Source organism: Leucobacter luti (assembly GCF_019464495.1).
Classification (GTDB): domain Bacteria; phylum Actinomycetota; class Actinomycetes; order Actinomycetales; family Microbacteriaceae; genus Leucobacter; species Leucobacter luti_A.
Map to the genome: position 1 here is coordinate 433,145 of NZ_CP080492.1, position 18,355 is coordinate 451,499.

At 65.4% G+C, this 18,355-nt stretch carries 17 protein-coding genes, 1 tRNA gene and 1 pseudogene; 4 read left to right on the forward strand and 15 right to left on the reverse strand.

The genetic code is table 11. The annotated features are described in order from the left end of the window. Positions 1–22: 22 nt before the first annotated feature. Positions 23–784 (reverse strand): SDR family oxidoreductase, encoded by a 762-nt coding sequence (locus tag K1X41_RS02035; RefSeq protein WP_132203545.1) that lies wholly within the window; start codon positions 782–784, stop codon positions 23–25. Positions 785–960: 176 nt separating this feature from the next. Between K1X41_RS02035 and K1X41_RS02040 the strand changes: the two genes are divergently transcribed. After that, on the forward strand, positions 961–1,314 hold the full coding sequence (locus K1X41_RS02040) for an RNA polymerase-binding protein RbpA (protein WP_132203547.1): 354 nt from the start codon (positions 961–963) through the stop codon (positions 1,312–1,314). On the opposite strand, the gene lnt is transcribed toward K1X41_RS02040, so the two are convergent. The 9 genes from lnt to K1X41_RS02080 form a co-directional block, all read right to left on the reverse strand. Beyond that, positions 1,284–2,459 carry an apolipoprotein N-acyltransferase gene (lnt, locus tag K1X41_RS02045; RefSeq protein WP_258566607.1) on the reverse strand — a complete coding sequence of 392 codons (1,176 nt, stop codon included), beginning with the start codon at positions 2,457–2,459 and terminating at the stop codon, positions 1,284–1,286. The genes K1X41_RS02040 and lnt overlap by 31 nt on opposite strands. Further along, the gene (locus K1X41_RS15310; RefSeq protein ID WP_258566608.1) at positions 2,383–2,892 is read right to left on the reverse strand and encodes a hypothetical protein; all 510 of its coding nucleotides are present in this window, start codon (positions 2,890–2,892) and stop codon (positions 2,383–2,385) included. Before K1X41_RS15310 ends, lnt begins: the two co-directional genes overlap by 77 nt. Further along, a complete protein-coding gene (locus tag K1X41_RS02050; protein ID WP_220175203.1) occupies positions 2,889–5,165 on the reverse strand; it encodes a DEAD/DEAH box helicase in 2,277 nt (758 codons plus the stop codon). The genes K1X41_RS15310 and K1X41_RS02050 overlap by 4 nt, the downstream gene beginning before the upstream one ends. Continuing rightward, a complete protein-coding gene (gene tatC, locus K1X41_RS02055) occupies positions 5,162–5,980 on the reverse strand; it encodes a twin-arginine translocase subunit TatC (protein WP_243642832.1) in 819 nt (272 codons plus the stop codon). The genes K1X41_RS02050 and tatC overlap by 4 nt, the downstream gene beginning before the upstream one ends. Before the next feature lie 45 nt (positions 5,981–6,025). Beyond that, complete coding sequence (locus tag K1X41_RS02060; RefSeq protein ID WP_220175204.1) at positions 6,026–7,045, reverse strand: helix-turn-helix transcriptional regulator; 1,020 nt, start codon at positions 7,043–7,045, stop codon at positions 6,026–6,028. After that, positions 7,038–8,072, reverse strand: coding sequence for a helix-turn-helix transcriptional regulator (locus K1X41_RS02065; RefSeq protein ID WP_132203553.1), 1,035 nt, complete (start codon positions 8,070–8,072; stop codon positions 7,038–7,040). Before K1X41_RS02065 ends, K1X41_RS02060 begins: the two co-directional genes overlap by 8 nt. An 8-nt stretch (positions 8,073–8,080) precedes the next feature. Next, positions 8,081–9,004 (reverse strand): peptidylprolyl isomerase, encoded by a 924-nt coding sequence (locus K1X41_RS02070; protein ID WP_220175205.1) that lies wholly within the window; start codon positions 9,002–9,004, stop codon positions 8,081–8,083. A gap of 113 nt (positions 9,005–9,117) precedes the next feature. Then, complete coding sequence (locus tag K1X41_RS02075) at positions 9,118–10,236, reverse strand: tRNA (adenine-N1)-methyltransferase (RefSeq protein WP_220175206.1); 1,119 nt, start codon at positions 10,234–10,236, stop codon at positions 9,118–9,120. Continuing rightward, positions 10,233–10,949, reverse strand: coding sequence for an HAD family hydrolase (locus K1X41_RS02080; protein ID WP_258566609.1), 717 nt, complete (start codon positions 10,947–10,949; stop codon positions 10,233–10,235). Before K1X41_RS02080 ends, K1X41_RS02075 begins: the two co-directional genes overlap by 4 nt. 90 nt (positions 10,950–11,039) lie before the next feature. Here K1X41_RS02080 and K1X41_RS02085 point away from each other — a divergent pair, with 90 nt between their 5' ends. After that, entirely contained in the window at positions 11,040–12,158 is a 1,119-nt protein-coding gene (locus K1X41_RS02085; protein WP_220175207.1) for a PAC2 family protein, read from the forward strand. Positions 12,159–12,162: 4 nt separating this feature from the next. Here K1X41_RS02085 and mshC read toward each other — a convergent pair. The 3 genes and pseudogenes from mshC to K1X41_RS02100 all read right to left on the reverse strand — a co-directional run bounded on the left by mshC (position 12,163) and on the right by K1X41_RS02100 (position 15,801). Next, positions 12,163–13,405, reverse strand: a pseudogene (mshC, locus tag K1X41_RS02090) (cysteine--1-D-myo-inosityl 2-amino-2-deoxy-alpha-D-glucopyranoside ligase). Then, positions 13,402–14,280: an undecaprenyl-diphosphate phosphatase gene (locus tag K1X41_RS02095; RefSeq protein WP_132203563.1), complete on the reverse strand. Its 879-nt coding sequence runs from the start codon at positions 14,278–14,280 to the stop codon at positions 13,402–13,404. The pseudogene mshC and the gene K1X41_RS02095 overlap by 4 nt, the downstream one beginning before the upstream one ends. A 207-nt stretch (positions 14,281–14,487) precedes the next feature. Beyond that, on the reverse strand, positions 14,488–15,801 hold the full coding sequence (locus K1X41_RS02100; RefSeq protein ID WP_220175208.1) for a M20/M25/M40 family metallo-hydrolase: 1,314 nt from the start codon (positions 15,799–15,801) through the stop codon (positions 14,488–14,490). Positions 15,802–16,028: 227 nt separating this feature from the next. On the opposite strand from K1X41_RS02100, the gene K1X41_RS02105 reads away from it, so the two are divergent. Together K1X41_RS02105 and K1X41_RS02110 are read left to right on the forward strand one after the other, a co-directional pair. Next, positions 16,029–16,790: an SDR family NAD(P)-dependent oxidoreductase gene (locus K1X41_RS02105; protein ID WP_220175209.1), complete on the forward strand. Its 762-nt coding sequence runs from the start codon at positions 16,029–16,031 to the stop codon at positions 16,788–16,790. Between the two features lie 145 nt (positions 16,791–16,935). Further along, positions 16,936–17,499 (forward strand): GNAT family N-acetyltransferase, encoded by a 564-nt coding sequence (locus tag K1X41_RS02110; protein ID WP_132203569.1) that lies wholly within the window; start codon positions 16,936–16,938, stop codon positions 17,497–17,499. Between the two features lie 106 nt (positions 17,500–17,605). Here the strand turns inward: K1X41_RS02110 and K1X41_RS02115 are convergent. Next, a tRNA-Leu gene (locus K1X41_RS02115) sits at positions 17,606–17,690 on the reverse strand. A 120-nt stretch (positions 17,691–17,810) separates the two neighbouring features. Continuing rightward, a complete protein-coding gene (ybaK, locus tag K1X41_RS02120) occupies positions 17,811–18,317 on the reverse strand; it encodes a Cys-tRNA(Pro) deacylase (RefSeq protein WP_220175210.1) in 507 nt (168 codons plus the stop codon). Positions 18,318–18,355: the final 38 nt, after the last annotated feature.

An 18,355-nucleotide genomic window follows, 5' to 3' on the forward strand; every position in this document is an offset into this window, starting at 1 on the left:
CGAAGCTCCCGATGCGGGAGTGCTACGCCCCGAAACTCGAGGTGTCTCCCACGAGGTGCGTGTGGTCAGCCGGCACGGGTGCGACGGCGGCCCGGGCCACCTCGGCCGCGAACTCGGCCACGTTGTACAGCCGCCCTGCCTGCTCGCGGCGCTCCTCGATCGCACCGGGGTTCATCCGGTTGAGCAGCGTCGCGGTGACGGTGCCCTCGATCATGTCACCTGACACGACGACAAACTCGATTCCGCGCTCAGCAAGTGCGGGAATGCGCTCGCGCAGCGCGTCCTCGCCTGCGCGCTTCGACAGCGCAACCGGCGTGTACTCCGGCATCGTTGGCGTGGTGCGGATGAAGTGCGCTTGGTGACTCGTCACGAAGACCACGCGTGCGCCCTCGCTCAGCAGCGGCAGCGCCGCGTCGAGCACCGACAGCTGCGCGTCACGGTTGAGTTGCAGGGCGTAGTCCTCCGCCATACCGCCCTCCATGCCGCCCGAGGCGTTCAGCACGAGAATGTCGAGCCCACCAAACTCCTCTGAGACCGCGCCCATCATTCCGGCGACGGACTCGGGATCGGTGAGATCTGCGCCCTGTACGAGTGCGCGAACGCCAAGTTCACGAAGCTCTGTCGCGAGCTTTTCCGCCCGAGGGGCTTTATTGCGGAAGTTGACCACCACGTCAGCGCCGGCTTCGGCGAAGTACCGGACGGTGTCCGCGCCCACGCCACGGGACGACCCGGTTACAAGCGCGCGGCGGCCGGCCAGACTGCCCGGCTCAAGAATCTGTGTCACTAGTGCTCCTCACATCGACGAAGTGAACTCTCTTAAGGGTAGTGGAGGCGCCACCGCATTCCCGGCATGGCATCGTCGCAATCAGGGGTATCGGGGATCCAGCCGAACCCGGTAGGCTGCGAAAGAACGGTAGGGGCACGTCCGAAACCGGGCCCCACTTGCGAGGAGGTCCAACCATGGCCGATCGAACACTTCGCGGGACTCGTATCGGTGCGACGAGCCTGCAGGGAGAAGAAGGTGTGGAGCTATCTCCGCGCCGCACAGTCGAATACCTCACCGATCGCGGCAACCGCTTCAGCGTTCTGTTCGACGCCGACGCAGAGCCGCCGCCCGAGTGGGCCGATCAGAAGAGCGGCGAGCTCGGCTTTCTCGACGACGAGGCTGGCCGCACGGCCCGGGCTGAGTTCGAAGAGAAAGAATCCTCGCAGCGCACTCCGTGGGACATGCTGATTGAGCGCCGCTCCCGCGAAGAGTTGGAAGAACTCCTTGAGGAACGGCTTCAGCTTTTACGCGCCCGACGCGGCTCGTAGCCAGCCAGCGCTCCCCACATGGCGCACGCTGCGCCAAGCAACATCCAGAATCCGGCCAGCGCCCCGCCGAACTGCAGCGCGGGTGTTTTGCCGGAGACGAGCGGCACTTCGGCAACGAGCGCGTCCGCAGTGAACGGAGTGAGCTCGTCGAGCATCGCCCCAGTCGGCGCCACCACCGCGCTCGTGCCCACGGTGGAAATGTTCACGAGTGCGCGCCCGGTCTCAATCGCGCGCAGCCGTGCGATCTGCAACTGCTGCGCGCTCTCGTCAGTGCGACCGAAATCGGCATTATTTGTCGGGGCGAGGATCAGCTGTGCCCCGCCATCCACCATCGCCTCGGCTTGCTCATCAAACGTGATGTCGAAGCAGATGGCGATACCCGCCGCGATCGCGCCAGCGTTGGTCTCAATATCAAGTACGGCGGGGCGTTCGCCCGCCTGGTACTCCAGCTGCACGAGGTCAACGAGATCTGGCGCAAACAGGTGGAAGAACTCGCGGTTTGGCATGTACTCAGCAAACGGAACCGGGAAGCGCTTGTCGTAGCGCGCCCCCGTAGCTCCCGTTGCGTCCCACACCACCGCACTGTTCGTGTAGCTGCCGTCAGGATCCTGCAGGATCGACCCGGCAACGATCGGAGCCCCTGCCCGCTTCGCGAGTCCCGCTATCTCGAAGTCACGCAGTGTGTTGCCAGGCAAATCAAACTCGGCACTGTTCTCCGGCCACACGATGAGATCGACCGATTCGCCTGCTGCCTCGAGCTCGTCGAGGAGCCGCTCAGTTCCCTCAGCGTGATCGCGGTAGACATCGCCCGACTCGCGGTCGTCGAAGATTCCCGACTTCGAATTACCCTGGATCGCTGCGACGCGCAGCGTGCCGTCCTGTTGCAGCGGCGCCGCGGGTACCAGCGCGAGTAGCAGCAGCGTCGCGACACCAACTCCGGCGACGCCGAGCCGCCAGTGACGCACGCGATCGGGAAGCCTGCGCGGGGCACACACGATCCCCGCAGCGAGCGCTGCAATGAGCGCCACTACGCCGGAAAGCCCCGCAAACCCGAGCCACGAGACTGATTCAGCAAACCAGCCGTTCGCCTGGGTGTGCGCCAGGCGGCCCCATGCGAAGCCCCCGTACGGCCAGGTGCTCTGCACCCCCGCGGAGCAGCCACAGCCCCGAGGCCGCGACCGCTTGTGCGGCGAGCAGTGCGCTCGACCGAGGCTGCAGCCAGCGCACTCGAGCCAGGCCGCGTGTGGCCAGCGCAATCAGGATTCCCTGCAGCGCGAACCAGGCCGTCATCACTGCCGTCAGGCCCGCCCACGGCACGAGCCCGAGGTAGAGCGTCAGCCACGAAATATGCGGCCCCCAGAAGGCGAGGCCGGCGACTGCGCCAGTCAGCAGTCCCCACGCCGGGCGTTGCTGCCACACGGCAAGCAGGATCAGCGCAGCAGCAGGAAACGCGAGCGGCCACCAACCGATACCTGGCCCGGCCACATCGAGCAGCAGCCCTCCGGCAAGTGCGGAAAGCAACGAGAGCCACCAGTTCAGCCGGCGTGGCCCGGCAGCTGGGTCGATCGGGTCCGTCACGACGTGCTCGACGCCTCGACGATGCCGCGCCGTACGCTGCGTTTGGCGGACCGTGCGAGCTGAGCGAGCGTGTCCAGCCGATCCGCTTCGACCCCGAGCCGCGCTCCCGCTTCACAGGCCTGATACACCTGGTCAAGGAGGTCGATCGTCTGCTTCGTCCAGCGTACGAAGTCGCCCGCGCCGAGGCCGGACTCTTCGAGCACCCGCTCGATTGGCTGGCCGGACGCCCACGCGTGCATCGTAGCTGCGAGGCCGGCATGCGGCATCTCGCTGCGCGGCAGTCGCTGCCGCTCGGACAGATCGTCAAGTCGCACCCAGGTCTCGAGCACACGATCATGCGCGGCGATAAACGCCGCACCTCCTGGCAACCGTGGCGCCCCTTCGTCGTCGCGCCGCGGCTCGTACGTGAGCAGGCAACAGATCGCTGCGAGCGCTGGAGCATCGAGACCTCGGAATGCGTCCTCGCGCAGGCACTCGGCGACCAGCAGGTCGCGCTCACCGTAAATCCGGCGCAGCAGTTCACCCCAGATTGTCACCTGGGGCTCGCCCGAAACGCGCTCGAGATAGCCGAGCTCGACAAGCATCTCGACCACACGGTCGAAGGTGCGCGCAATGGTGCCAGTGCGCGAGGCAATCTGCCGCCGTCCGCGCTCGATCTTGCGCCGCAGCTTCCGTGCTCGATCCTCCCAGCGCCGCTGATCGGATCCCTGCGCGCGGGAGGCCGCTGCGTCGTAACCAGCGAGCGACTCCTGCTCGGCGCGCAGCTCCCGTGCCTGATCCACCACTGCCCGGTCCGCCTGGAACTGCGCGAAGGAGAGTTCAAGTGTCTCCCGCACATGCTCCTCGTCCATCCGCTGCAGCAGGTTCACCGCCATGTTCGGGGTCGGCCGAAAGCTCGAGTTCACGGGGAATGAGCGTGCACCAGCGAGATGGGCAAGCTCCTCAAGGTCGACGCCGTCACTCCACACCACGACGGCGTGCCCCTCGACGTCGATGCCGCGCCGGCCCGCGCGGCCGGTGAGCTGGGTGTACTCCCCCGAGGTCAACGGCACGCGCTGCTCGCCATTGAACTTGTCGAGCCGCTCAATCGCGACTGCGCGTGCTGGCATGTTGATACCGAGCGCGAGTGTCTCAGTCGCGAACACGATCTTCAGGAGCCGGCGCTGGAACAGTCGCTCAACAACGGCTTTGAACGCCGGCAACAACCCGGCATGGTGCGCGGCAACGCCCCGTTCAAGGCCCGCGAGCCACTCCCGCACCCCGAGCACTCTGCGCTCTTCTTCGCTCATGTCCCGCACCTCAGCGCGAGCGATCCGACGGATCTCCTCACGCTCCTCGCGCGAGGTCAGTGTGATGCCTTCGAACAGACACTGCCGCACGGCCTGATCGCAGCCATTGCGACTGAACACGAACACGATCGCCGGCAACAGCTCTGTCTCATCGAGCGCGCGCACGATGTCGGCCCGTGAGACGCGCCGGGTGCGACGCTGCGGCGCACGACCGCGCGAGCGTTCCCGCCCGTCACGTCCACCGCGACCACTGCCCCTGCCGCCCTCAAGCATGCGAAGTTCTGGGTTCAACTTGCCACGCGCGGCAAGTTCGCCGTCGCGGCCAACGTACAGCGGCAACAGTTCTTTCGGCGTGAGCACGTGCTGGTACAACGGCACCGGGCGATGCTCGGACAGTATGACGTCTGTGTCTCCGCGCACGGCGTGCATCCAATCGCCGAACTCTTCAGCGTTCGAGACTGTCGCTGAGAGCGCGACGAGCCGCACGTGCCGCGGCAGGTGGAGGATGATTTCTTCCCAGACAGCACCACGGAATCGATCGCCAAGGAAGTGCACTTCGTCGAGCACAACGAACGCGAGGTCCGTGAGCGCGCTCGACTCTGCGTAGATCATGTTGCGGAGCACCTCAGTGGTCATGACCACTATCGGCGCGTCGCCGCGGATATTGAGGTCGCCGGTGAGGAGGCCGACCTCGTCCTCCCCATACTCGTCGCAGAGCTCTCGAAACTTCTGGTTCGAGAGCGCCTTGATGGGGGCCGTATAGAAAATCCGCGCGTCCCGTTCGCGTCGTGAAAGATACACCGCAAACTCAGCGATCGTGGTCTTGCCCGATCCCGTGGGGGCGGCCACCAAGACGCTGCGCCCCTCTTCGAGCCGCTCACAGGCTGTGATCTGGAAGGTGTCGAGCGGGTAGGCGAGCCGGTTCGCAAAAAACTGCAGCGCCGTCTCAGTGGGTGGTGTGGCGGGCACTGCAGTTTCGGTCATTCCTCGTCCTTCGTCGATGCGTCTTCGAGGTCGTATTCGGCGAGCTCAGCGCTCCGTCGCTTATCCACCCTGCGGTCGTGCAGCAGCGCAATCCCTGCAGCGCTGAAGTACAGCACGATCATCGGTATCGCGAGGAGGAACATGCTCATGAGGTCGGCAGCCGGCGTCGTGATCGCCGCGAAAAGAATGATGCACAGGATCGCGACGCGCCAGCTCTTCAAGATGGACTTCCCGCGCAGGATCCCCATGAAGTTCAGCATCACGAGCAACGCTGGCAGCACGAAGCCGATGCCGACAGCGAGCATGAGTTTGATGGTGAAGTCGAGGTAGAGCCGAGCCTGCAGGAAAAACGCGTCCTCCTCCGGCTGGAAGCTCGCCATGAGACGCACAATGTTGGGCAACACGAACCATCCTGCGACGGCGCCGCCGAGGAACAGCGGCACCGCAGCGGCGAGAAAGCCCACACCGTAGAGTTTCTCGCGGCGCGTCAAACCGGGCGCCAAGAACGCCCAGATCTGGTAGAGCCACACCGGCGATGCGATCAACACGGCAATGAACAGCGAGATCTGCACTTTCGTGTCAAAGGCGCCCGTAATATCGCCGTAGGCGATGACGGCCTCACGCCCCTGCTCTCCGAGTCGCTCGATTGGGACGCGCAGCATGTCCCACACCAGGTCAGACAACAACCAGCCAGCAACCAGAGCGATCGCGATCGCGATCGCGGAGTACATGAGCCGCTTCCGGAACTCTACGAGGTGGTCACCGAGGCTCATACGCCCGTCTGGGTTGCGCTTGGTCCGCGGCTCTCGTGCCATTCGCTCAGTGTATCTCAGGACAGCAGGGCAATTGCTCCGCCACCCTTACTCCCCGTAGGCCGCGAGGGCTCGCTCCGCCCATACACGAACTGCCTCGCGCGCGGCGGCAGGCGATTCAATCGAGATCTCACCGGGGGCGAGCTGAACGAGGTTGATCGCGGTGTCGCGGTGCCACGCGTCAACACGCACGATTACCCCGCCATCCGCGGTCTCGCTCACAATCTCGGGCGCGAAGCCGGACAGCCGGGGCAGCGCGCGCGACGTTACCCGCAGTGTGATCCCAGTCACGGGCGCAACAGATACCGGAGCGGGAGTCACACGAGATTTCGGGCCCGCTTCAGGATCGGGATCGGACGCACGCGGCGGCGATCCCTGAGACTGCGTTGTGCGGACGGTGCGCGACAGTTCTGAGAGGGTGAGTTCCGCAATCTGGTCCACTCGGAAGGTGCGCTCGGCATCTCGGTCGAGGCAGAATGCGCGCAAGTACCACCCGCCCCCGCCCTGGGTAAGCGCGATGGGATCCACCGTACGCTGCGTCTCGACACCCGAGGCATCGCGGTAGACAAAGCGTACGGACCGCTGGGTATCGATCGCGGTCACGAGCACTGGAATTCGCGGATCCTCGGGGTCGACACTCACCGACACCGCGGGGGTCGCGCCAGCACCGAGTGCCGCACCCAACTTGGCGGCGGTGGCTCGCGCGAGTTCCGCGTCTTGTGGAGGCAACACGGCTGTGAGCGCGTGCAGCCCCGCAACGAGTGCCGCCGTCTCGGCCGGTGCGAAGCGCGGGGCTTCCTCGACGGCCACCGTGCGAGTGAGACTCACTTCGTCGAAGCGCTCGAGCGCGTCCCAATCAATATCGAAGAGATCCTCGTGCTGGTAGCTCATCGTCTCGCCCGGCACACCAGCCGTTCCGAGAAAGCGCACGAGCTCGCGGAGCAGCTTCGGCGTCACATCGAACGTCGCCGCAAGTTCAGTCACAGAGACCGCGCCGTGCTCACGCAGATACGGCACGAGCGCGAGCAGCAGCAATACCCGATCTGGGCCCAGCACTGGATTAGGCATCGGTACCCCCGCCATGAGTGTCTGCGATCCGTTGCAATCCCTCAGCCACGAGTGCCCGGAGCGAATCTGGGGACACGACCGCAGCATCCGCGCCGAACCCGATCAGCTCTGTCGCAAACAAGTGCGGATCGAGCATGCCCAGAGTGAGTACGGCATCCGGCGCTTCCAGAGCTCCTTCGGCGATGGGAACTGCCGCAGTTTCAAGCGCACGCGGAGCCAGCCTCGCCTCCGCGATCGACCCGCGACGCACCCGCACCGTCGCGCGCTGAGCATCACGGAGCCTGAGGAGTTCAGCGACCGCACCTTCGGCGCGCTCGAACAGCGCCGGATCGAACGTTGCTCGCTCGACAGTTACCGGGCCGTCAATTCGCGCCAGCAGGAACACTCGATCGGCTGCTCGATCCAGATCCCATGAGAGCAAGTGCCACCGCCCATCGGCGCGATGTAACCGGAGCGGAGCCACTCGGCGCTCCAGCGGAGCATCGCGGCCGGGCAGTGTATAGCCGAAGCGCACGATATTGCCGGTGTCGATTGCGCCCTGCAACCGCGCGGCGGCCGGCGAGGCAGTGCCAAGGCTGGGCGCCACTCCCAGATGCTGCACATCGAGGCCCGCCCCGAGGGCCTCCAGCTTCATCGCGGCGCGGCGCGACTCGGCGCTCAGGCTGCCGTCTTGCCACGCGAGCGCGGCGAGTCGCAGCAGCACGAGCTCCCGCTCACTGAATCGCAGGTCGCTCGGGAATTCGAGCCGTTCCTTCGATATCCGGTAGCGGACGAGCTGGTTGTTCCCGGGTTCGAGAGGAGAGTCGCGAGTCTCGATTTGAATACCGAGACCTCGCAGCTGCTCCTTGTCGCGTTCGAACTGACGATCGAGAGCCGGCGATATTTCGTCGCCCCTGCGGAATCGTTCAGAGTAGCCGTACACCGTCGACAGCAGCTCGCGTTTGGTGAGCCCCTCGGGGCTCACCACGAGTGCGAGCACGAGGCTAAACACTCGCTGCTCGCTTGGCACCGTTGACCGGTCCGCCACGTGTGACCTCAGTTCACTCCGAGGATGTCGACGACGACGACACGGGGCTGTTCGCCCTCGTTCTCGAGTACGACGACCTGCGAGCCCACGGCGGCCCCCGTCAGCTCAGTGCGGAAGGTGTTGCCCGACTCAGGGATCTGGGCCTCGGTGCCGAGCACCTGTGGACCGGTCTCCCAGGTGTTGAGTTCCGTCGTACCGTCCCAGCTCACGCTGAGCACCTGAGCGATGACCCCGTCTTCAGCCGTGACCTTCGGGCCATCAGCCTCAATTCGGGTTGCGGACGTGGTGCCCGTTGGTGGAGCGCTCGGCGGCAGCACAACGCCGGGGATGCCGTTCTCGTTCGTCACAACGGCTGGGTACCCGTTGGGCAAGCCTCGCGTCTTCCCCTGGGCCGCGAGCGGACTCGCTGAGACGACGTCGATGACGCCGACAACCGTCCCGTTGCCGGTGCTGCCCAGTTGAGACCCGAGCTGGGCTCCCTCCTCAGGCGACAGGGCGAGCACCACACGATCGCCGGCTGCAGCGCAGCGCACGGCTTCGCTCAGCGGGTTCGCTGCTGCCTCAGACACAAGCAGGTACTCGGAGGGAAGCTTCGGATCAGTGAAACCGGGGCTGGCGTAGAGCGTGTCAGCGCTCTCCGAGTCGTAGAAGGCCATGTTGACGCCCACGATCGTCTGCTCCGCAGCGATATCACTGCGATCAGGGTTCTCGGACACCACGGTACGCTGCGACGTGAGAATATCGGTGCCCTTCGGCACGGACACCTGCGGGGCATGCCCGAACTCGCCAAGCACCACCACATTGTCGCTGAGCGCACCGGGGCCCATCGAGGGCGTGCAGTCGGCGGCAGCGTTCTGCTGCGCACTGCACCCGGTCACCCCGGCGATGAGCAGCGCCGTCACTGCGGTTGCGGGAATGATTCGACGAAGCATATGCACCTCTCGCGGAAGCCTCTGTGTGAACTCCGCCATCCTATCGAACGGCGGCTGATGGTCTGCGCACCCCGCCGCGATGCAGCGGGGCGCGCAGATGAACGTCGACCGGATTACTCCGCCGTGTTCGTAGCCTGCTGGCCCGGGGCTGCTGACGCGGCCTGCTCAGCTTCCGGGGCGGTCTCGACCCCGCGTTCGTCCGCGAGCGCGCGCGCCTCGCGGACCTTTTTACGCAGCACCTTGTCACTCTTCACCCGATCGCCGACCACCTCGGGGCTCCACATTTCAGAGCTCTCGACCTCGCCTGCGAGATCCGGGAGCCAGCTCGCGAGATCGGCGTCAGTGAACTCGCCCTTTGATGCGCGCCGCTTGAGGCTCGGCAGCACCGTTCCCGGCGCGAGGCGGCGGGCCGTGATGAGGAAGCCGGTGTGGGCGACCATCCGATGATCCGGGCGCACTGCAAGGCCCTCAACATGCCAGCCGCGCACCATCGTCTCGTTGGATTGCGGGTGTGTGAAGAGTCCGCTCCGGCGAATCTCCTCTGCAGTACGGGAGAGCTGCGTCACCGTGGCGACGTAGCAAATCAGGACGCCGCCCGGTTTCAGGGCCTCAGCCGCCACACCGACACACTCCCACGGCGCGAGCATGTCGAGCACGACCCGGTCCACTGAGTCAGTCGGGCAGACGGCGGGCAGGGTGTCCTGCAGATCTCCGACTGAGAGCGTCCAGTTGTCAGGGGCCGCACCCGAGAACGCAGCGACGTTCGCACGCGCCACATCAGCGAACTCCTCGCGGCGCTCAAAGGAGAAGAGCTCGCCCTGCTCGCCGATCCCCCGGAGCAGGTGCAGCGAGAGCGCACCGGATCCGACGCCCGCCTCGACCACTCGCGCACCCGGGAAGATGTCTGCGAGGGAGAGGATCTGGGCCGCGTCCTTCGGGTACACAATTGCGGCACCGCGCGGCATCGACATGACAAAGTCTGACAGGAGCGGGCGGAGCACGAGGTACTCCTCACCGCTGCTGTTTTCAACGACCGAGGCGTCAGGGAGCCCGACGAGGTCGGCGTGCGCGATGACGCCGCGGTGGCTGTGAAATTCACCGTCGTGCACGAGTGTGATCGTGTTCAGACGCCCTTTCGGGCCGGTGAGCTGCACGCGGTCGCCGTAGCCGAGCGGCCCGCTCTTCGCTGGGGTGCCCGCTGAGGCTCCGGTGTCCGTATCAAGTTCGCTCACGCGAGTTCTCCCATTCCAGTTGTGGCGACGGCACCCGCATGGAACCGAAAACGCTCAGAAAGTCTATCGGCGTCCACCCCGGCCAGCGTCGACCAGAGCTCGTGCGCAGGCACGCCATCGAGTGGGATCGTGTGCGGGATCCCAATGGCGACTGCCCCCGAAGCGTGTGCTGAGCGCAGTCCGTTGATCGAGTCCTCAAGCGCAACACAGTCCGCAATCTGCACGCCGAGCTGCGCAGCGCCCAGCAGGTAGGGCTGGGGGTGCGGCTTCTCGTGCTGCACCTCGTCACCGCCGAGCACTGACGCGAACGCGATATCGCTCGGCAGGAGGTCCATGACGGTGTCAGCGATCTCACGCACCGCCATCGTCACGAGGCCAGACGGGATCCCAGCAGCGTTCAGCGAGCTCAGCAGTTCGAGCGCGCCCGGACGCCACTGTGGCGCCGTTGCGCGCAGCCGGTCGATGACGCCGTTCTTCCATTCGGTGATGATCTCGTCAGCGGTGAGTGGAACGCCGAGCTCTTGGAACACTTGGGCTGCCGCACGCAGTCCAGATCCGATCAGGCTATTGCGGACCTCGTCGGTCAACTCAATGCTGTAGCGATCGAGCATCGCAATCTCAGTGTCGAGCCACAGCGGCTCCGAATCAATCAGGGTTCCATCCATGTCCCACAGCACTGCCGCGGGGGTTCTCGGGGAGAGGTTCGCACTCATCCGCACCATCCTACCGAGCCACAGTCGATATCCTGGTGAACGACCGTTGTTCTCACGGCCCCACCGTCGACTTCCAAGGAGCACCCCGTCGTGACCGACGCCTCCCCCGGCTACCCCCGCGTACTCATCGCAGCCTTCCAGGGCTGGAGCGACGCCGGCGATGCCACCAGCGAGGTGCTGCAGCACCTCGGAGCGCTGGTTGACGCTGAAGTGTTGCACGTGATCGGCTCAGAAGGCTACGTCGATTACCAAGTGCACCGGCCCAAGATTTCGCTTGACGATGCGGGAGATCGCGTGTTGGAGTGGCCGGATACGCGCCTGCTCGGCACGGTACGCCGCCCAGGCGCAGAAGATGATGTGGAAGCCGAATCCGCGGCCGAAACGGTGCGTCGAATTGATGGCGGTCGCGTCACCGAACTGTTCTTGCTGTCTGGCGTAGAACCGGCACGCGATTGGCAGAGTTTCGCAGACGAAATCGTTGAGCTCGTCGATGTCTGGGCGATCGACAACGTCATCATCCTCGGCTCGATGTACTCCGACGCGCCGCACTCACGCCCCGTCGTCACGACCATCACGAGCGAGGATGCCGCGCGCCGAGAGGCGACTGGCGCGACTCGCAGCACGTATGAGGGGCCTGCGGGTATCGCGACCGTGGTAGACATGGCGCTCACTGAGGCAGGCATTCCACCGGTGTCGCTCTGGGCGCAAGTGCCGCACTACGTGCACAGTACGCCGTCGCCAAAGGTGACGCTTGCGCTGCTCGACAAGCTCGAAGAGTTGCTCGACATTGTGATTCCCCGCGGCGAGCTCCTTGATCAGGCCACCGACTGGGAATCGAACATCAATCGCATTGCGGCGGCCGACGAGGACATGTCCCGCTATATCCGAGGCTTGGAAGAGACTCGCGATGAAGCGCTCGCTGCGGAAACAACAGGCGACGCGATCGCGGCCGAGTTCGAGAAGTTCCTCGAGGATGGCTCGCGCCGCAACGCAGCGCAGGAGCCGGGTGGGGCCGAGGCAGCAGGCGTGCACCCAGGACAGGCCGAAGCCGGTCAGGCCGATTCCGACCCGACCGCCCCGACCGCCCCGTCTCAGGACCCGGCTGAGGGAGCAGACCCGGCGGCCGCCAGCGAGACCGGCGAGACTGATCCGCCAAGCGCTCCCGGTGACGGAGACACTCCTGGTGGAGCCAGCCCGACGACGCCCTAAGCTGCTACAGCCGCACTCCGAGCAGTGCGAGCACCGCATCAGCGATGAGCGCTGGATCGTCAACACCACGATCGAGCGCGGCGTCGAGAGTCGCCAGCATCACTGGAGTGTCGAGATCGTTTGCCAAGGCGGCCCGCAGCTGCTGCACAACTGTGGCGGCGAGCACCGGGTCATCACACGGTCGCACGAGGCCGGCACGCCATGCCTCAAGGCGACGCGTCGCCGTTGCGAGGTCAGCATCGGCCCACTCCCACTCCGTGCGATAGTGGTGCGTGAGCAGGCCAAGCCGAATCGCCGACGGATCCGCACCACTGTCGAGCAGCTTCGAGACAAAGACGAGGTTGCCGCGCGACTTCGACATCTTGTGCCCCTGGTAGGCGACGAGCGCGGCGTGGCAGTAGGCGTGCGCAAGCGGAGTGCCCGAGAGCGCCGTAGCGTGCGCAGCGGTGAATTCGTGGTGCGGGAAGATCAGGTCCGATCCCCCACCCTGCACGGTAAATGCGCCGCCGAGCGCACCAGTGGCGATCACGGAACACTCGATGTGCCAGCCGGGCCGCCCGGGGCCAACGGGTGACTCCCAGCTCGGTTCCCCGTCGCGCTGCGCGCCACAGCAGTGGGTCCAGCGGCCCGCGCTTACCAGGGCGATCGGGATCGCCACCGCGCTCGGCGCTCAAACGGCGCATGAGTTCGGGATCGTAGGGCGCGACGTCGCCGAGCCGCCACTGTGAGTTGCGCTCAGCGGCAGCGGTATCGAAGTACAGGTCATCGCCTGCGGCGTTCTCCGTCGGTACCGAGTAGGCGAATCCGCGCTCTCGGAGTTCGAGCACGGCCGCAGCAATCTCGTCAATCTGCTCCGTGACCGCAATGAAGTGTTCGGGCGGCAGCATCCCCAGCCGGTGCATGTCGGAGCGGTACAGCCCGATCTGTTCGTCCGCGAGATCTCGCCACTCCACACCAGTCGCAGTGGCGCGTTCGAGCAGCGGATCATCGACATCGGTGATGTTCTGCGCGTAGACAGTCTCGATCCCGGCGTCACGCCAGGCACGCTGCATGATGTCGAAGGTGAGATAGGTGAAGGCGTGTCCGAGGTGGGTCGCATCGTACGGCGTGATGCCGCACACGTAGAGCAGCGCCTTGCCATCAGGGATTGCTGGGTGTTCCATCCGCTCCGTCGCCGTGTTGAACAGCTTCGGGACAGTTCCGGTGCCTGGCAGTTCTGGCAGCTCAGGCGGCGTCCAAGTCCTCACAGCGCGCTCCCTCCGACGGTCACAGCCGCCTGTGCTGCTGCGGTGCCGCCCTCAGCGGTGAGGACGCCGGTGCCGAGCAGCACGATGATCAGCGCGCCGAGCAGCACGCGGTAGATGACGAATGGCATGAAGCTGCGCTTTGAGATGTAGCGCATGAACAGCCCGATGACGAACAGGGCCACGACGAACGCGACGACGGTCGCGATCAGCGTCATGCCCATGGGGGTCTCGCCTGCCGGTGCTTTGAGCGCCTTCACGAGCTGGTAAAAACCCGATCCGAACACCGCAGGAATGGCCAGCAGGAAGGAATACCGGGCCGCTGCCTCACGCGTGTATCCCATGAGCAGACCGGCGGTGATCGTGCCGCCCGAGCGCGAGACTCCGGGGATCAATGCGAGCGCCTGGGCGAAACCGAAGCCGATGCCGTGCTTCCAGGTCAGCTGATCCAGCGGACGCGCTTTGCGTCCGATACGGTCCGCAACGCCGAGCAGAATGCCGAACACGATGAGACTGATTGCGACGAACCACAGCGAGCGCAGCGAGCCCTCGATCTGGTCCTGGAACAGCAGCCCAAGCACGACGATCGGGATAGTTCCGAGAATGATCCACCAGCCCATCAGAGCGTCAGGATCCTTGCGGGAGATCTTGCCAGTCAGGGATCGAGCCCAGCTTCCAATAATCCGCACGATGTCACGCCAGAAGAACACGATCACCGCGGCCTCCGTGCCGATCTGGGTGATCGCGGTGAACGCCGATCCCGCATCCCCGATCCCCATGAGTTCGCTCGCGATTCGCAAGTGCGCGCTCGATGAAATCGGCAGGAACTCGGTCAGTCCCTGAATAATGCCGAGCAGAATCGCCTCGAAGATTCCCATGGTTTCCTTTCTGGGCAGGCACGCTGAGCGCACCTCGTCGATTCGGGCCGCCGTCCAGACTAGCTCACCCGGGCACCCCAGCTCGCGTCAGGCCGCCCCCGAATTCACAGGCTTTCGGAGTACGTGCTGCGCCGCTCCCGGGCACAAGTGGCACTCACAGGCCCAGGTGCTGGTACTGGTACTGGTACTGGTGCTGGTGCACCAGCACTAGTAACTGCGGAGCAGGTCCGCGAGCACACGGTGCCCGAAGTCGAGCGCGTCGAGCGGTACCCGCTCGTCGACGCCGTGGAACATCCCAGGGAAATCGAGGTCTGCTGGGAGGCGCAACGGGGCAAAGCCGTAGCCCGTGATCCCGAGCAGCGAAAGCGCCTTGTTGTCGGTGCCGCCTGAAAGCAGATACGGCAACACGCGCGCCTCTGGATCGTGGCGTTTCAGGCTCGCCGTCATGGCATCGACGAGCTCACCCGCAAACGGCACTTCAAGCCCGATGTCGGAGTGCACCGTTTCAATTTCGATGTCATCGCCCACGATGCGCTGCACTTCAGCCAGGACGTCGGCCTGTTGATCTGGGAGCGACCGCACATCCACGAGCGCTTCGGCCGTGTCAGGGATCACGTTGTGCTTGTACCCCGCGGTGAGCACTGTCGGGTTACTCGTGTTGCGCAGACTCGCCTGGATGAACCCACCGCTCTTTCCGAGGCGGAGCACGAGTTCATCAGGAGCGACTTCCTGGGGATCCTCGCCGAGGATTGCAGCGATTTCACCCACAAGCTCGCGTGTGGTGTCGCACAGCGCCAGCGGCCACTCGTGGCGGCCGAGCGCCGCGATCGCCTCCGCGAGCCGGGTGATCGCATTGTCCTGCCAGACGCGCGAACCGTGCGCTGCTGTGCCACGGGCGCGGAGCCGGATCCAATCAAGTGATTTCTCACCGGTCTGAATCACATAGGCGCGTGTGCCCTCGACGTCGATCGAATAGCCGCCCACTTCGCTCACCGCAGTGCCAGCCCCGGCAAAGAGCTCAGGGTGGTGAGCAACCAGGTGATGGGAGCCGTACACGCCACCGTTCTCCTCATCGGCAAAGAACGCGAGGATCACGTCGCGTCGCGGGCGCTCGCCTGCGCGCAGCAGCTCCGCCGTCGCAGTCAGAATCATGGCATCCATGTCCTTCATATCGACCGCCCCACGGCCCCACAACATGCCATCGCGGATTTCACCGGCGAACGGGTCCACACTCCAGTTCGCTGGGTCAGCGGGCACAACGTCGAGGTGACCGTGCAGCACCAGTGCTGGGAGCTCGGGATCCGCCCCGGTCACACGGGCGACCACGCTCGCCCGACCCGGCTCCGACTCGATGATCGTCGGTTCCAGACCGAGCTCTCGCAGATACGCCGCGACGTACTCAGCAGCGGGACGCTCCGCTTCGGCGTCCCCTCCCCCTCGGTTCGACGTGTCGATCCTGATCAGATCGCGGGCGATACGGGCGGTCTCTGAGAGCTCGGGCTCTGACGATTCGATACTCATGCCCCCAGAGTATCGGCCACCTCAGACTTTCGGGAGGGGATCACGAAGTGTGACGAGGCGGGGAAAAACCCGAGGCGCGAGACGCCCCCGGTGAGGTGAGAGAGGTCCCAGGTGATCAGAATCGCCTGAGAGTTCACCCCGCTGCGCAGCTGAGGTAGGAGGTCCACACTGAGGCGTAGGGAGGCCGGTGGCCTCGCATCCAGAAGCAACACAGGTAGGAGTATTCCATGAGCACTCAGGTAGTTCCCGGCCGGTTTGACGGCAAGACAGCGATCGTCACCGGCGCCGGATCCGGTATCGGGAAGGCGATCGCGCAGCGGCTCCTCGCCGAGGGCGGCACCGTCATCGCCTCCGATGTCTCAGCCGAGCGACTCTCCGAGTTTGCTGCGGAGGCCCAGACTGACCGCCTCCGCACTGTGGTCAGTGACGTCACCGTCGAAGCTGACATCGCACAGCTTATTGACGCTGCAGGCGGCGTGGTCGACGTGGTTGCAAACAATGCAGGGATCATGGATGGTTTCTACCCGGTAGCCGAGGTTCCAGATGACGTGTGGCAGCGAGTCTTCGATATCAACGTCACCGGAGTGATGCGACTCTCGCGCGCTGTTCTTCCCGGTATGGTCGAGCGCGGCTCTGGCGCAATCGTGAACACCGCGAGCGCGGCCGGGCTGCGCGGGAACGCCGCTGGTGCGGCCTACACCGCCTCCAAGCACGCGGTCGTCGGCCTCACGAAGCACTCTGCGTACATGTATGGACGCCAGGGCGTCCGCGTGAACGCGGTCGCTCCTGGTGGCGTCGCAACAAACGTCGACGGTTCGTTTCAGTCCGAGTACGCCGCGAAGCTCATGGGCCCCGCGTTCCAAGCGATCGGGCTTGCTCCCGCGACGCCTGAGGAACTCGCGAGCGCGATCACGTGGCTGCTGAGCGACGACGCCGCGAACGTGAACGGCGTCATCCTCGCTTCAGACGGTGGCTGGTCGGCGCAGTAAGCATCAAACGGGGAGCCCATCGGCCCCTCTCGTCGAGTGTGCCCACCTTGTGGGCAATCGCGCTGCTCACCCCCGACATTCGCATACTCGACAGACGCTGCCCGCGGCAGGAACCGAGCGCGGAGGCATCTCGTAGGCTGATGCGGTGACGACTTCACTTCGCAGGGCCACACTGGCCGACATCTCCGCCGCAGCGGCGACGCTCAGCAGCGCGTTCACCAACTACCCCTGGACGCGCTGGAGCATTCCAGAAGACGAGTACGAGAGCCGCCTGGAGCGCCTCCAGGCGGCCTACCTCACGCACGCGCTGGAACACGGGATCGTGATTGTCAGCGACAACTGTGCCGGAGTTGCTGCGTTGCTCCCACCGGACAGCCCAGAGCCAGCTGCGCACGTTCAACAGGAGATCGGCGCGCTGCTGGGCAGTCGTCTCGCTGCGCTGTTCGAGCTCGAGCTGCCGCCTCGACTGCCGGATTCCTGGGACTTCGCGACGCTCGGCGTGCATCCGTCCCACGCGGGACGCGGCCTCGGGTCCGCGCTCATCGGCGCAGCATTGGCGACAGTTGCGAGCTCAGCACACCCCTGCGTCTCCCTTGAAACATCAGCGGCCAGCAACGTCGCACTCTACGAGCGGCACGGCTTCTTGGTGACCCATCGCACGGAGATTGAGCACGGCCCGGTTGTCTTCACGATGGGGCGAGAGCTGTAGCCTGAGGTCGCGGATACGCGGGGACTGACACTGATGACCCGAACCCGGAGCCCGTTGCGGGCACGAAAAAGCCCCCTTCCAAAGAAGGGGGCTTTCTTACTCCACGTGCGCGGAGGGGGACTTGAACCCCCACGCCCTAATACGGGCACTAGCACCTCAAGCTAGCGCGTCTGCCATTCCGCCACCCGCGCTCACGTTTCGTTCTTTCAGTTTCTCACCGGCCGAACAGAGAATAACTTAGCATGGAACGCTGAATCCGAACCAATTCGTTCGGGAACTCGCGCGCGTCGCACTCGATTTTGAGCGCTGATTCACCCGACACGCCCGATCTCGGCAAGCACTGAAGACGTCGCCTGCAGCAGATCGTCGGGGCGCAACTCAAGATCAAGGCCGCGCCGCCCGCCAGACACCAGTACCGTCGCGTGCGCCATCGCGGACGCATCGAGGACGGTCCGGAGGCGGCTGCGCTGTCCAAGCGGGCTCATCCCGCCGACGACATAGCCGGTGCGTCGCTCAGCCATCGCAGGATCCGCCATGGCCGCCCGCTTTCCGCCCAGTGCCGCTGCGAGAGCCTTGAGGTCAAGCGTGCCTGAGACCGGCACGATCGCCACTGCGAGCGCGCCGTCTACATCCGCGTGCAGGGTCTTGAACACCCGCTCGGGCGCGACGCCCAACGCGCGCGCTGCTTCTCCCCCAAAGTCCGTGACCGCGGGGTCGTGCGCGTAGCTGCGCTCGGAGAACGCGATCCCCATCGCCCGCAACGCCACAGTCGCTGGGGTGGATCCAGAGCGCTGGGATCCGGCAGTCTTCTTCGCCATCGCTCCAGAATACGCGGCGGCGGCGCCACACGCACCGG

Bases quoted from the DNA above. Each gene is read 5' to 3' on its own strand.
- K1X41_RS02070 (WP_220175205.1), bottom strand. From the start codon at position 9,004: ATGCTTCGTCGAATCATTCCCGCAACCGCAGTGACGGCGCTGCTCATC.
- K1X41_RS02080 (WP_258566609.1), bottom strand. From the start codon at position 10,949: ATGAGTGCGAACCTCTCCCCGAGAACCCCCGCGGCAGTGCTGTGGGAC.
- tatC (WP_243642832.1), bottom strand. From the start codon at position 5,980: ATGGCACGAGAGCCGCGGACCAAGCGCAACCCAGACGGGCGTATGAGC.
- K1X41_RS02105 (WP_220175209.1), top strand. From the start codon at position 16,029: ATGAGCACTCAGGTAGTTCCCGGCCGGTTTGACGGCAAGACAGCGATC.
- ybaK (WP_220175210.1), bottom strand. From the start codon at position 18,317: ATGGCGAAGAAGACTGCCGGATCCCAGCGCTCTGGATCCACCCCAGCG.
- K1X41_RS02100 (WP_220175208.1), bottom strand. From the start codon at position 15,801: ATGAGTATCGAATCGTCAGAGCCCGAGCTCTCAGAGACCGCCCGTATC.
- K1X41_RS02095 (WP_132203563.1), bottom strand. From the start codon at position 14,280: ATGGGAATCTTCGAGGCGATTCTGCTCGGCATTATTCAGGGACTGACC.
- K1X41_RS02060 (WP_220175204.1), bottom strand. From the start codon at position 7,045: ATGCCTAATCCAGTGCTGGGCCCAGATCGGGTATTGCTGCTGCTCGCG.
- K1X41_RS02040 (WP_132203547.1), top strand. From the start codon at position 961: ATGGCCGATCGAACACTTCGCGGGACTCGTATCGGTGCGACGAGCCTG.
- K1X41_RS02050 (WP_220175203.1), bottom strand. From the start codon at position 5,165: ATGACCGAAACTGCAGTGCCCGCCACACCACCCACTGAGACGGCGCTG.